Source organism: Bacillus sp. GB_SG_008, from assembly GCF_052038115.1.
Lineage (GTDB): Bacteria > Bacillota > Bacilli > Bacillales > Bacillaceae_G > Bacillus_A > Bacillus_A rhizoplanae.
Map to the genome: position 1 here is coordinate 131,526 of NZ_JBPZSK010000005.1, position 14,136 is coordinate 145,661.

The 14,136-nt window shown below is 36.8% G+C and carries 13 protein-coding genes and 1 pseudogene; 13 read left to right on the plus strand and 1 reads right to left on the minus strand.

Going from position 1 to position 14,136, the window contains the following annotated elements; translation table 11 throughout:
* The first annotated feature begins 142 nt into the window (after nucleotides 1-142).
* The 4 genes and pseudogenes from ACTDJC_RS14460 to ACTDJC_RS14475 form a co-directional block, all read left to right on the plus strand.
* On the plus strand, nucleotides 143-946 hold the full coding sequence (locus ACTDJC_RS14460; RefSeq protein WP_440603835.1) for a protein phosphatase 2C domain-containing protein: 804 nt from the start codon (nucleotides 143-145) through the stop codon (nucleotides 944-946).
* A gap of 11 nt (nucleotides 947-957) precedes the next feature.
* The gene (locus tag ACTDJC_RS14465; protein WP_098306956.1) at nucleotides 958-1,425 is read left to right on the plus strand and encodes a peptidoglycan recognition protein family protein; all 468 of its coding nucleotides are present in this window, start codon (nucleotides 958-960) and stop codon (nucleotides 1,423-1,425) included.
* Nucleotides 1,426-1,566: 141 nt separating this feature from the next.
* Complete coding sequence (locus ACTDJC_RS14470; protein WP_440603836.1) at nucleotides 1,567-1,812, plus strand: DUF2164 domain-containing protein; 246 nt, start codon at nucleotides 1,567-1,569, stop codon at nucleotides 1,810-1,812.
* Nucleotides 1,813-1,917: pseudogene (locus tag ACTDJC_RS14475) on the plus strand (tryptophan 2,3-dioxygenase); the annotation flags it as partial.
* 44 nt (nucleotides 1,918-1,961) lie between these two features.
* Here the strand turns inward: ACTDJC_RS14475 and ACTDJC_RS14480 are convergent.
* Entirely contained in the window at nucleotides 1,962-2,765 is an 804-nt protein-coding gene (locus ACTDJC_RS14480; RefSeq protein ID WP_440603837.1) for a GNAT family N-acetyltransferase, read from the minus strand.
* A 399-nt stretch (nucleotides 2,766-3,164) separates the two neighbouring features.
* Here ACTDJC_RS14480 and ACTDJC_RS14485 point away from each other — a divergent pair, with 399 nt between their 5' ends.
* The 9 genes from ACTDJC_RS14485 (at nucleotide 3,165) to ACTDJC_RS14525 (ending at nucleotide 14,034) form a co-directional block, all read left to right on the plus strand.
* Nucleotides 3,165-4,448 carry a phytoene desaturase family protein gene (locus tag ACTDJC_RS14485; RefSeq protein ID WP_440603838.1) on the plus strand — a complete coding sequence of 428 codons (1,284 nt, stop codon included), beginning with the start codon at nucleotides 3,165-3,167 and terminating at the stop codon, nucleotides 4,446-4,448.
* A gap of 17 nt (nucleotides 4,449-4,465) precedes the next feature.
* The gene (locus tag ACTDJC_RS14490) at nucleotides 4,466-5,338 is read left to right on the plus strand and encodes an RNA polymerase sigma-70 factor (protein ID WP_440603839.1); all 873 of its coding nucleotides are present in this window, start codon (nucleotides 4,466-4,468) and stop codon (nucleotides 5,336-5,338) included.
* Nucleotides 5,339-5,878: 540 nt separating this feature from the next.
* Nucleotides 5,879-6,892, plus strand: a complete 1,014-nt coding sequence (locus ACTDJC_RS14495; RefSeq protein ID WP_440603840.1) for a S66 family peptidase — start codon at nucleotides 5,879-5,881, stop codon at nucleotides 6,890-6,892.
* A 24-nt stretch (nucleotides 6,893-6,916) separates the two neighbouring features.
* Complete coding sequence (locus ACTDJC_RS14500) at nucleotides 6,917-7,492, plus strand: GNAT family N-acetyltransferase (protein WP_440603841.1); 576 nt, start codon at nucleotides 6,917-6,919, stop codon at nucleotides 7,490-7,492.
* 136 nt (nucleotides 7,493-7,628) lie between these two features.
* A complete protein-coding gene (locus tag ACTDJC_RS14505) occupies nucleotides 7,629-9,056 on the plus strand; it encodes an amino acid permease (RefSeq protein WP_440603842.1) in 1,428 nt (475 codons plus the stop codon).
* A 94-nt stretch (nucleotides 9,057-9,150) separates the two neighbouring features.
* Nucleotides 9,151-10,764, plus strand: a complete 1,614-nt coding sequence (locus ACTDJC_RS14510) for a long-chain fatty acid--CoA ligase (protein WP_440603843.1) — start codon at nucleotides 9,151-9,153, stop codon at nucleotides 10,762-10,764.
* 119 nt (nucleotides 10,765-10,883) lie between these two features.
* A complete protein-coding gene (locus ACTDJC_RS14515) occupies nucleotides 10,884-11,444 on the plus strand; it encodes a biotin transporter BioY (protein ID WP_098306970.1) in 561 nt (186 codons plus the stop codon).
* A 39-nt stretch (nucleotides 11,445-11,483) separates the two neighbouring features.
* Nucleotides 11,484-12,947: an acyl-CoA synthetase gene (locus tag ACTDJC_RS14520; protein WP_440603844.1), complete on the plus strand. Its 1,464-nt coding sequence runs from the start codon at nucleotides 11,484-11,486 to the stop codon at nucleotides 12,945-12,947.
* Entirely contained in the window at nucleotides 12,940-14,034 is a 1,095-nt protein-coding gene (locus ACTDJC_RS14525) for an acetyl-CoA C-acyltransferase (RefSeq protein ID WP_440603845.1), read from the plus strand. Before ACTDJC_RS14520 ends, ACTDJC_RS14525 begins: the two co-directional genes overlap by 8 nt.
* The last annotated feature ends 102 nt before the right edge of the window (nucleotides 14,035-14,136 follow it).

Consider the following 14,136-nt stretch of genomic DNA (forward strand, 5'->3'; position numbering starts at 1 on the left):
AAATGCTCTATATACAAACTCACATTAATTCAAAATTATATATGAGTTTGTAATATTTGAGGGAAAACAGTTTATTTAGGGAAATTAGATTAGTTTGAAAAATGGAAGCGATTTCTGTTCTTGGAAAGGGGAGAGGATAAATATGAAAATTCAAGTGTTTCAGCAAAAGAGTCCGTTGAAAAGAGAATGTGAAGATGCACTGATTTGTAATGAAGGTTTAAAGCTATATGGTGTGTGTGATGGGGCGACGCCGCTTATTGAGTTTCAAGATGAGAATGGGCATAACGGAGCATATTTAGCTTCGCATTTGTTTCAGCGACACTTTGAATCTATTTCAGATGTGGATTTCTTGCAAAATGAAGTTGCTAAAGCAAATCAGTTGTTGCAAGAAAAAATGCAATCCTATCATATTGATACAACAAAAAAAGATAAACTTTGGTGTACGTGTATTGCCGCTATTTATATAACAGATAAAACGATAGAATATGCGCAGCTTGGAGATTGTATGATTGTTGCTAAGTTTTTTGATGGAACAGTGCAAGTACTTACGGAAGACACTGTGAAAGGGATTAGTAAACGGGCAAAGCAAAAGCGTGAAGAAGATCGTCAAAAAGGACTTTCTGTTCCGAGTGAAGCAATATTTGATGATAGAAAGGAGCAATTAAGCTACAATCGTTATATGGCAAATATTCCAAACGGATATTCTGTTGCAAATGGGATGAGTGAAGTAGTCTTGTTTATTCAGCAAGGGAAACTCTTACGACAAGAAATTACAAATTTATTTATTTGTTCAGATGGCTTGTTTCACCCAGAGTGGCAGCTAGAAAAAAGTGCACAATTTGTGTGGGAACATGGTATTACACAATACGTACAAATAATAGAGGAATTAGAAGCGAAACAGTTTGTTCGTCCAGATGATAAAACAGCAATTATCATTCGTCTGTAAAGGGTGAGACTATGCATATTCAAAAAGCAAATCTATCTTTTCGTGATCCGCTGCAACCATTGCAAGCTGTTAAACAAATTATTATTCATCATACAGCGGAAAATGGATGGGATATATATAAAACGCATGATTTTCATCAAAATAATCAAGGTTGGAGCGGAATTGGCTACAATTATTTTCTTGAAGAAGATGGTACTATTTATGAAGGTCGAGGACTGTATATAGGAGCTCATGCGAAAGGATATAATACTGAGAGTATAGGGATTTGCATGTCTGGTAATTTTGACGACTATGATCCAACACCAGTACAAATGCTTTCTTTGCATTGGCTATGTAAACAGTTAATGCGTCAGTTTTCTTTGTATAGTGACCAGGTTCTTGGTCATCGCGAGTTAGATGGGGTAACAAAAACGTGTCCTGGAACACGTTTTTCAATGACAGAGTTGCGCAGCATTCTATCCCGCATTAACGGGCAGTAAGTCAGAGAGATGCGAGGAAGATAGGTGGGGGATAACTGCCCATAAAAGCTCGATTGGTTCAACTAACCATCAGTAGGGGATGAAAAATCCCCACTAATGGAAGTTTCACTTTATCTAATAATGAAAAAGGAGATTTATAGCATGATTTTTATGAAATTACCAAATGAGAAAAAAGAAACACTTGTAGAACATATTCAACAGTTTTTTGAAGAGGAAGGGCTAGAAGAGATTGGTCGTTTTCAAGCGGAACGTTTAATTGAAGAAATGATAAAAGAACTAGGGCCGCATATATATAATCAAGCGATAGGAGACGCTAGAAAGCTTGTCGCAGATAAACTTACAAATTTAGAAGAAGATTTATATGTATTAGAAAAGCCAGTTAGGTAGCCAGCTGAATATATTTAATTTCGTGATTCGCTCGGTCAAGCATCCGGGTTTCAATTTTATCAATATCGAATAATTGAATTTGCGCTTGATTATAAAACACCACATGTAAGTTTACACAAAGGAAAGAGGCTAACTCACATTTTAGTGAGTTAGCCTCTTTTTGTCCAAATTGCCTTTGTATAAGCAATTTCCATTCCAGTTCGTTCCATATTATTTTGGCTAATGCTTCCGAAGCGTGCTTGCCCAACGACTAACTCGCAGCCTAATTGTTTGGCGGCATTCATTCGATGTTTAAGTAAAGCGGTTTGACAGCCCTTTCCTTGCAAATGTGGTAAAGTAGCCGAAGCTGCCAGAGAAGCAATGCCTTTATTAGTATATAAAACACCAATTGCAGCTGGGGTGTTTTCAATAAGAGCTAAATAAAAATGCCAGCCTTCTTGTCCATATAACACTTTGTTATTTTGACTAACACCGTCTATGGTGAAAGTAGGCATGCCAAAGCTTTTTACATAAATATCTCCGAAGATGTGAAACTCATATTCTTCTAAATCTCGAACGATGATTTCATTTGAAATAGTATTTTCCGTTACGTCTCCATAAAGAGTGGTATGAAAGTCTGTTTGATAAAACCCTTTTTTGGACAAATACTCAAATAGTTCAGGAGTTGAATGAGCAGGAGTTATTTCAAAGCGACAAGGAATGTCTTGTTTTTTGTAATAATCGATTATCTCATCTATTTCCTTTTTATCAGTAAATGTTACACCTTTTACAGTATTGAAAGAAGGGCCTGGGATTCCTTTTGCTGAAAAGGCCATTGCACTTCCAAAAGTTTCGATATCAATTTCCATTGGGTTATTTTCTTGTTCTTGAATGGTTTTCAGTCTCGAATGCATCATATCTATTTCAGATTGCTCTAATCGTTTTGCTAACTCTACATTCATAACATGTTTCATATTTGTATCTATTCACCTTTCCTGATTATTAGAGATTTTGTTCACTATGTACCTAATACGCTATATTTTTTCTGCTTCCTTTTTAATTGTGTGGATTGTGAATAAAGTTTGATTAAAATCCTATAATTTAAACAGGATTTCTCTTTTTATGTTCTTGTCGATGATGTAAAACTCCAGTTTGTTACTCTACTATATGCCCTTTGTTGAATAAGAGTTGTTCTAGTAGGGGTAAATGCAGCATCTGCAAATTGTGCCACCATATGTCCAATAATGAATATAGCCCACAGGTAAACTGGTTCGTATATTCGGCTAAAAAAAGGTTTTCATAAATTAAGTTTTTTTGTCACAATTGAAACCCTCTATCCGTCTTGATTAATGAAAAGAATAGGAGGGATTTAAATGAATAAATTTGATGTCGCCATTATTGGTGGTGGGTTTGCTGGATTAACAGCTGCTCTTTTTCTAGCAAAGGAAGGTAAAAAGGTAGTGGTGCTTGAGAAATCAGACCGATACGGAGGACGGTCGATGACCATTAATAAAAATGGCGTTCTCATGAACCTAGGTGCACATGCCCTTTATAAAGGCGGTGAAGCAATGAAGATATTTGATGAACTCGGGATTACAATCAAGGGAAATGAACCGTCTACGGGTGCACATGTTATTTGGAAAAATGAGGTTTATCAAGTACCGATGGGTTTACGTTCCTTATTTTCGAAGCAATTTCTTAATGGTTTAGGGAAGGTCCGTCTTGCAAAGCTTATGTTTCATCTCAGTAAAATGGATGTGAATTCGGTTTCAAATGAAAGCGTGCAAGCTTGGGCAGAAAGGGAAATCATTGATCCAATGGTACGCCACTTCTTTTATGCATTATGTAGATTAACCACTCTAACATATGCTCCAAGTATACAGCTAGCTCGTCCAGTTTTGAGACAGATCCAGAGGGGTATGAAAGAAGGTGTTCTCTATGTCGACCATGGTTGGGAATCTATTGTAACCGAATTAAGGTCTAAAGCTGTTAGTCTCGGTGTTAAACTTCTTGAATCTATGAATATGAATAGTATTGACCACAATGGCCAAGTTGAACGAGTGAGTTGTACGAATGGAGAATCGTTTGATGTAGAAAGTGTGATTATTGCAACACCTCCTAACGAAGCATGTCGTCTTGTACCCCATGTTGAAAAAACCTCCCTGTATCGTTGGAAGGAGGAAGCAATTCCTGTAACTGCATCCTGCTACGATTTAGGATTAAAAACGTTGCCTAATATAAATCATCAATTTGTGCTGGGGCTTGACCAACCAGTCGCCTTTACAAATCAATCTAGGGCCGCGAAGCTGAGTAATAACGGAACATCTGTAGTTAGCCTGGTTAAATATCATGAATTGAATAGAATTTCGATAGATTCTCGAACAGATAAACAACAATTAGAACATACAATGGATTTGCTTCATCCAGGCTGGCAAAAAGAAGTGGTCGAACAGCAATATTTACCTAAAATAACCGTTGTGCATAATTTTCCTCATACCGGCAGAACGGAAAAACCAGGTCCAGCAGTTCCAGAAATAAAGGGCCTTTATATAGCAGGAGATTGGGCAGGAGACGAGGAATTATTGGTCGATGCAGCTGTTGCAAGCGCGAAACGTGCAGCATTACACATATTGAAAAAAGATTGGGTGTTAGTATGAATGAAGAGAAAAAGAAGATGGAATTAGAACAAATTTATCAAGATTACAAGCCACTGCTTTTTTCTCTAGCATATCGAATGCTAGGAAGTGTGATGGATGCAGAAGATATTGTTCATGAATCATTCGTTACTTTTGCAAAACTTAAAGATTCCAAGTCCATTACAAGCGTAAAAGCCTATTTGTGTAAAATTACGACCAATTGTTGTATTGATCACTTAAGGTCTGCTGCCCACAAGAGAGAAACTTATGTGGGCACATGGCTTCCTGAACCGATTGTAGAAGATTACCTTGATGATCCGGCTAATTCATATTTTATGAAGGAATCTTTATCCACCGCCTATATAATGTTGTTGCAACAGTTATCTGAAGTTGAAAGAGCGGTGTTTCTTTTACGAGAAGTCTTTCAATACGAATATGATGCGATTGCCTCTATGGTGGATAAAAGCAGCACAAACTGTCGGCAAATATTTCATAGAGCAAAGAAAGGCCTTGTATATGAACCGAATGTTTACCAACAAGATTATCAGCATTTTAGTAACTATGTAGAAAGGTTCACTGCGGCATTGCAAAACGGTGAAATTTCAGAAATGATTCAAATGCTGCAGAAAGACGCAATCTTTTATGCAGATGGTGGCGGGAAAGTTACAACTACACTTAAACCTATTTATACTGCGGATCGAATTACACGCCTATTCTTGAATGTAATTAAAAGGTTACCTGAAGGTGCAGTGTTCAAATTTAAAAAGGTTAACGGTGGACCAGGGGTTGTTATTATGATTAACGGTTACCTAGCCTACGTAGTTTCATTTGAGTTTAAAGAAGGGAAAATCAATTCCATTTACATGGTGGCGAATCCTGATAAGCTTAGCCGTTTAAACGAAAATATCTAAGGGGTTATCCAAAACATCAATAAAAAATGATGTTGGGTCAATCTTATAGTCTACTTACTTCATGATTTCGGGAGACCTAATAGCTACTATCAGATGCAACACATGTTTAAAACATTATAGTGTACCAAATCCAGCGATATTGGCATTAACAGTAAGATCCTTATTCAAAAAGGGCACTTTAATGGAATAAGGATTACAGAAATGATCAAACTTTTTTATAAAAGAATGATTCAATTGAATATAGAAAAAGCGTGTTTTGATCAATCTTTTTTCAAAATACGCTTTTTCCATCTGTTCTTTTATCAAGGTTTATAGGGCTAATTTAAACAAACTTTATTTCAAGGTCACAAATTGTTAGACCCTTTTAGTTGTGTTTGGATATATAAATGTTATATTGTTCTCGATTAAGCTATATGAGTATGGTGTTTTAAGAGTAAGCAGTAATGATTTAACACGGCTTTGATTACTTATAATGAAGGGGTTTCATGGTACTTTAACGAATGTAAATCTAGATAAATAGAAAAGAATGGGGGGATACATATGATAAAATATCCGTTTTTACAAAAAGGGACAACGATTGGTGTAACAGCACCTTCGTCTGGCGTAGATGAAGTGTTACATAATATGTTTAAACAATCTTGTGAAAGTATGGAAAGAAAAGGTTATACAGTCGTATGCGGAGAAACAGTTTGGACAGAAGAGAAAGCTAAATCCTCTAGTGCGAAAAAGAGAGCAAATGAATTTATTGAAATGATGCAAGATGAAAACATTGATATGATTATTCCTCCTTGGGGCGGTGAACTATTAATTGAAATACTAGAAGAAGTTGATTTTGAAAAGATAAACAAGAAATGGGTACTAGGGTACTCGGATACAAGTACCTTATTATTAGCAATAACTTTAAACACAGGAATAGCGACTGCTCACGGAACAAATTTAGTAGATTTAAGAGGTGAATACTCCGATGATACAACAGCGATGTGGCAAACTGTTTTATCAACGGAAACAGGTTCTTCAATTATCCAATATTCCTCAGAGAAATATCAAAAGAAATGGGAGCATAATAATCCATCTCCGTGTGTTTTTCATTTAACGGAAGATACAAATTGGAAAACAATTTCAAATAAAAATGTGAAAATTGCAGGTCGATTGTTAGGTGGGTGTATCGATGTCATTAGACATCTCATTGGCACTCCGTTTGGTAGAGTACAAGATTTTAGGCAGAAACACTTTAATGAAGATCCGTTCATTTGGTATTTTGAAAACTGCGAGTTAACTACTACTGATTTGCGACGTTCATTGGTTCAAATGAAATTAGCAGGTTGGTTTGATAATTGTTCAGGTATCTTATTTGGTCGGAGTGCTGCAAACCATCCAGTCAATGGTTATATTGCCGAAGATGTATATGAAGAACTTACTGATGAGCTTCAAATTCCAATTATTTATGATATAGACTGTGGTCATATGCCTCCGCAAATTACATTTATAAATGGAGCATTTGCAGAAATTGAAGTGGAAGCTGGTAAAGGAGTAATTATTCAGCACTTTAGGTAGCAATGTGGAAAGGAAATAATATGAATGGAATATAAAAATATTACGGAAAAATATCCAACACTCACTACTGAGCGATTACGTTTAAGACCGTTAACAATACAAGATGCTGCTGATGTATTTGAATATGCTTCAGATCCAGAAATTACAACTTATACGGTATGGTATCCGCATGAAGAATTACAGGATTCACAATTGTTTGTTCAGTCAATTCTACATCGGTATGAAAAAGGAGAAATGGCGGCTTATGGAATAGAGCTGAAAAAGGAAAAGAAAATTATTGGAACGTGCGGTTTTATCGAATATGACAAGAATCATCATAAAGCAGAATTGGCGTATGCATTATCGAAAAACTATTGGCGACAAGGATTTGCAACGGAAGCGGCGAAAGCATTTATAGGTTATGGCTTTGAAACATTACAGTTAAACCGTATTGAAGCAAGGTGTCATGCTAGCAATGTTCAATCAGAACAAGTGATGAAACACTTAGGAATGCAATATGAGAGAACGTTGCGAAAAGATATGTTTGTGAAGGGAGCATATCGAGATACGAAAATATATGCGATTTTGCGAGAAGAATATGATATACAAAAGGGAGAGTAATATAGAGCTTACTCTCCCTTTTGTTTTTAAAGGTGAAGGAAAAATTATCTAAACTTTCTAAAAATATTGACAAAAAACTCATTCTATTTTTATACTTAGCTAAGTTTTTACTAATTAGTAGGAATGGAGGGGCTATATGGAGAAGGAAGAAACACATTTTCAAGAAATTATAGAAAGAGAGAAAGGCTTGCACCGCGGACTATCTACGAAGCAGTTGTCTATGATTGCGATCGGCGGAGCAATTGGAACAGGGTTATTTTTAGGAAGCGGAATGGCTATTGGCTTAGCTGGTCCCAGTGTAATACTTAGTTATGGGATAGGGGCGATTATTGCTTTTTTATTAATGGGGTGTCTGGCAGAGATGACAGTAGCACATCCCACTTCTGGGTCATTTGGAGCATATGCTGAGCATTATATAGGTCCTTGGGCTGGTTTTACTGTGCGTTATGCATATTGGGCAAGTATTGTAGCAGCAGTTGGAACAGAAGTAACAGCAGTTTCAGTGTATATGAAATATTGGTTTCCTACTGCCCCTGGTTGGATTTGGGTTATCCTCTTTTCAGCGTTACTTATTTTTGTAAATGCTACTAGTGTAGGGTTATTTGGAACGATTGAATATTGGTTTTCGATGATTAAAATAGTAGCTATTGTTGGCTTTATTCTTTTAGGTGCTTACGTTGTATTTGGTACTAACACGAATCCAGAAATAGGAATTCAAAATTATACAAATGCCGGTGGATTTTTACCAAATGGTTGGTGGGGCATGTGGATTGCGGTTTGTGTAGCTTTATTTAGTTATTTAAGTATTGAAATGATTGCTGTAACGGCTGGCGAAGCAAAGGATCCAGAAAAAGCAGTTCCTAAAGCACTTCGTTCAACCATTTATCGATTAATTATTTTTTACATTTTAACATTGGCTTTCATGTTAATGATTGTTCCTTGGAAAGCTGCTGGTGTTGATAAAAGTCCTTTTGTTAAAGTAATGGAGCTATTAAATATTCCAGGTGCATCTGGCATTATGAACTTTGTTGTTTTAATCGCAGCTTTGTCTGCAATGAATAGTCAATTATATATTACAACGCGAATGATGTTTTCGCTATCTAGAGCTGGTTATGCACCAGCAAGGTTTGGTCAACTAAGCCAGAGAGGAGTTCCTGTTTCAGCCTTGTTCTTCTCAACAATTGGTATTGCACTGGCAACGGTTTTAACAATTGTTTCACCGGATCAAGCATTCATGCTCATGATGGGCATTTCAATGTTTGGAGCTATGTTTACATGGATGATGATCTTTATTATTCATTTATATTTTCGAAAAAAGTGGGTGGCATCTGGAGGAAGAAATTTACCAGTTCGGATGTGGGGATATCCATATTTAACTGCATTAGGAGCAGTGTTAATGTTTGCTATTTTAATAACAACTTGGTTTACTGACTTGTTTAAATCAACACTTACAACGGGTATTCCGTTTTTAATCGTAGTAACAGTAGGATATTTTGTTTGGAAAAAAGCAAATGAAAGAAAAATATTAGTGAACAAAGATGAAGTATCTGGTCATGTAAAGTAACAAGTAAAATAATAGTTGTGGTTTCTATTTTTTATAATTGTTGCTATAAAGTTTTTAAAAAATGAAAGCGCTTTTAAAGAGGGGGAGAAAAACTATGATGATGGATGTACCACTAACAATTAGCTCGATGTTAGAAAGGGCAGAGAAGTTATTTGCAAAGAAAGAAATTATTTCTCGTACACATAGTACAATTACACGGTTAACGTATAAAGAGCTAGGTGAGCGAACGAGACGCTTGTCTAGTGCATTGCAAAAGCTAGGTGTGAAGCAAGGGGAACGAGTGGGCACACTCGCGTGGAATCATCATCGTCATGTAGAATCATATTTTGCGATTCCGGGTATTGGCGCTGTACTGCACACAATTAACATTCGCTTATCTTCTCAACATATTTCTTATATTATTCAACATGCAGAAGATCGTATTTTGCTTATTGATGAAGATATTGTACCGCTTGTTGAGAGTATTCAAGAGGAATTATCAACTGTACAAGCTTATATCATCATGACCGATAAAAAAGAGCTTCCAGAAACTTCACTTCAACCTGTATACCACTATGAACAACTTCTTGAAGAAGGAAATCCTAATTTTCCGTTTTTAAAAGATATCGATGAAAACATGCCAGCTGGTATGTGCTATACATCAGCTACAACAGGCAATCCGAAAGGCGTCGTTTATACACATCGCAGTACTGTTTTGCATAGTATGACGCTTGGACTTGCAGATACAACGGCACTTTCTGAAAGTGATGCTGCTATGCCGGTTGTTCCTATGTTTCATGTAAACGCTTGGGGATTACCGTTTGCAGCAACATGGTTTGGATCAAAGCAAGTTCTTCCTGGACCGATGTTTACACCGAAGATTTTATTAGAAATGATGCAGGAAGAAAAAGTAACAATAGCAGCGGGTGTCCCAACAATTTGGCTTGGTGTGCTGCAAGAATTAGAAAAGAATCGTTATGATTTATCAAATATAAAACGAATTTTATGCGGCGGTGCAGCTGCACCGAAAAGTGTCATTGCTGCATTTGAACAAAAATATAATGTCCCATTTGTGCATGCGTATGGGATGACAGAAACAAGTCCACTAGTCACACTTGCACGTTTAAAAAGTTATGAATGTGAATTGCCATATGAGGAACAACTTACGATCCGTGCTAAGCAAGGCTATTTAGTACCTGGTGTTGAAATGAAAGTTATTGGGGAAAACGGAGATGTAGCATGGGACGGACAAGAAATGGGTGAGCTATGCCTGCGTGCTCCTTGGATTGCGGCAAGTTATTATAAAGATGAACGAACAGTAGAGGGATTTCGAGATGGGTGGTTATATACAGGAGATGTCGTTACAATTGATGAAGAAGGATGTATTAAAATTGTGGATCGAACGAAAGATGTGATTAAAAGCGGGGGAGAATGGATTTCATCTGTTGACTTAGAAAATGCTTTGATGGCGCATGAAGCAATATTTGAAGCAGCTGTTGTTGCAGTACCGCATAAACAGTGGCAAGAACGTCCTGTTGCATGCGTTGTTGTAAAACAAGATCAATCTGTTACAAAAGAAGAATTATATGACTTTTTAAAACCACAATTTGCAAAATGGTGGCTACCAGATGAGATTATCTTTATGAAAGAAATTCCGAAAACTTCAGTTGGAAAGTTTTTAAAGCAAGCACTTCGAAAAGAATTGGAGCAATATTATATAGAAGATTGAAAGTGAATGTTAACTATAGTTATATTTTAGTTGACAATATAAAAAGAGCAGGGTAACATATCACATATGATATGTTACCTTATTTTGATTTATAGTTTACAAACAGGAGAAAACATAATATGAATACAAGAAATTTAGTTTTTGTAGCTTTATTTAGTGCCATTATGGCAGTTTTAGGATTTATACCACCAATTGCTTTATCATTTACACCTGTACCGATTACATTACAATCACTTGGTGTCATGCTTTCAGGCGGTTTGTTAGGATCTCGTCTAGGGGCTCTTAGCCAATTGGTATTTTTACTTGTTGTAGCAGCGGGTGCGCCGCTGTTAGCTGGAGGACGCGGTGGATTTTCAGTTTTTGTGGGACCAAGTGCCGGTTATTTAATGGGATATGTAATCGGAGCGTTTGTTATTGGATATTTCGCAGAACGTCTTCGCAACGTATCATTTCTGAAAGTATTTTTAATTAATATTATTGGTGGTATTCTCGTTGTATATTTCTTTGGTGTTATCGTACAAGCCTTTGTGATGGATATAAGTGTAGTAAAAGCAGCGAAATTAAGTGTTGTGTTCTTACCGGGAGATATATTGAAAGCTGTATTTGCGGCAATTCTTGTTACGAGACTACAACGTTCATTGAAACGAACAATTTATAGTACAAATTATGAAACACGTTAAAACGTGTTTCTTTTTGTTATAGAAAAGGAAGTGGGATAGGTGGGAATTACAAAATCTTATGCAGCACATGCTCATTACCGTCCGAACAAAATTGCAATAAAAACAAAAGATAGAACCGTTACATATAAAGAATGGTATCGGTCTGTTTGCCAAGTTGCAAATTGGCTTCGCAAGGAAGAATCAAGTAATAAAAAGATTGCGATTTTGCTTGAAAATAGTGTGGAATTTTTACAAATTTTTGCTGGGTCTGCTATGGCAGGATGGATTTGTGTACCACTTGATCCAAAGTGGAATAGTTATGAACTTGAGGAACGACTACAAATCGTACAGCCTTCTATTATAGTTGTAGCGCAGCATAAACGTAACCAGTTGCCTCAAACAAATAGTAAAGTATTTTCTATCAGTACGTGGTCTGAAAGAATAATAAATGTTTCGATTACAGCAAATTGTGTAGAAAAGGTAGGAGAGTTACCTTTTTATATGGGATTCACATCAGGATCAACCGGAAAAGCAAAAGCGTTTCTTCGTTCACAACAATCATGGGTAGAAAGCTTTGCTTGTAATGTTCATGATTTTCATATGGAAAAAGAGGAGGCAGTATTGCTCGCAGGAACATTTGTTCATTCTCTTTTTTTATACGGTGCAATGAGTGCTTTATTTTTAGGACAAACGATACACATGACAGAAAAGTTTATTCCAAACCGTGTTCTTTCAATATTAGAGAAGGAATCTATTTCTGTTATGTATACAGTTCCAACGATGCTAGAATCCCTATACAAAGAAAAAAGAGTTATAGAACGAGAGATAAAGATTATTTCATCAGGTGCAAAATGGGAAGCTGAAGCAAAGCAAAAAATAAAACAGATCTTTCCAAAGGCAAAGCGATATGAATTTTATGGGGCGTCTGAATTAAGCTTTGTTACAGCACTATCACATCATGATAATGAAAATAAACCATCTTCAGTTGGAAGACCATGTCATAATGTAAAGATTAGTATTCGTAATAGGGACGGACAAGAAGTAGGGCAAGGAATAGTCGGTACAATTTATGTGAAGAGTGAACAGTTTTTTATGGGGTATATAATAGATGATGCACCAATTTGTCACGTAACAAGTGATGGATGGATGACAGTTCATGATGTCGGTTATGTTGATGAAGATGGATTTTTATATATTGTAGGACGAGAAAAAAATATGATTATTTATGGCGGAATTAACATCTTCCCTGAAGAAATTGAACGTGTATTGCAGAGGCATCCAAATGTTGATGAAGCAGTGGTGGTTGGTAAGAAAGATGTGTATTGGGGAGAAAAACCAGTAGTACTGGTTAAAGGAGCGGTATCAAAACAAGAGCTGAAGCAACTTTGTTTAGGAAAGTTATCTTCTTATAAAATTCCGACAGAATGGTATTTTGTAGATGCAATTCCTCATACAAGCAGTGGAAAAGTTGCACGGGCAGAAGCGAAAGAAATCGTTGAAGAGCAGGGATTTATGTATGAATAGAGCAGTAATTGTTGAAGCAAAACGCACTCCGATTGGAAAGGTAAATGGAATATTTAAAGATTATTCTGTTGAAAAATTAGCGGCCCCTTTACTTACATATATAAGTAAAGGTATCGAAAAAGAAATCGATGATGTTATATTCGGAAATGTTGTCGGGCCTGGTGGAAATGTGGCCCGGTTGTCAGCGCTGGAGGCGGGCCTTCTATATACAGTACCGGGCGTGACGATTGATCGTCAGTGCGGAGCTGGACTGGAAGCAATTCGTATAGCATGCTATCTGATTCAGGGCGGAGCTGGAACTTGTTACATTGCAGGTGGAGCCGAAAGTGTAAGCACTTCACTATTCGAGAAAAGAGCACGCTTCTCACCTGAACATATTGGTGATCCTGATATGGGAGTTGCTGCAGAGTATGTAGCCAAGCGTTTCGGAATTACAAGGGAGATGCAAGATGCGTATGCATGTTTGAGCTATAAACGAACGTTAGGGGCATTAGAAAAAGGGTATTTACAAGAAGAAATTGTACCAGTTTCTCACATTACAGTAGATGAAACGATTAAACATGGTATGAATTATGAAAGGATTATAAAACGAACACGCCCTGCCTTTTTACAAGAGGGGACAGTGACGGCAGGTAATTCATGTGGAGTGAACGACGGAGCGTGTGCACTTCTTATTATGAATGAAAGGCAAGCTGAAAAGCTTGGTTATAAACCGGTGCTACGATTTGTGCATAGTGCCGTTGCTGGTATAGACCCTCATTTTCCAGGCAGTGGCCCGATATTTGTAGTGCAAAAGCTATTACAACAGACGAATCTTACAATGGAGGACATTGATTGTATTGAAATGAATGAAGCGTTTGCTTCTAAAATAGTTGCGTGCGCGCAAGAGTTAAATATTCCTTATGAAAAATTAAATGTAAACGGCGGAGCAATTGCTCTTGGACATCCGTACGGTGCATCGGGAGCAATGCTCATGACAAGATTATTTCATCAAGTACAAAGAGAACAGGTGAAATACGTGATTGCAACGTTAGGCATTGGCGGAGGAATTGGACTTGCGCTTTTATTTGAAAAGGTAAAAAGCTAGGAATCACAACATATGCTTTTTAAACTTAACGATTCAAGATGCGGATTATTATGTTCATTCGTATCATCAGTTACTTCATATTCTGAGAGAGAAGAAAAGAAA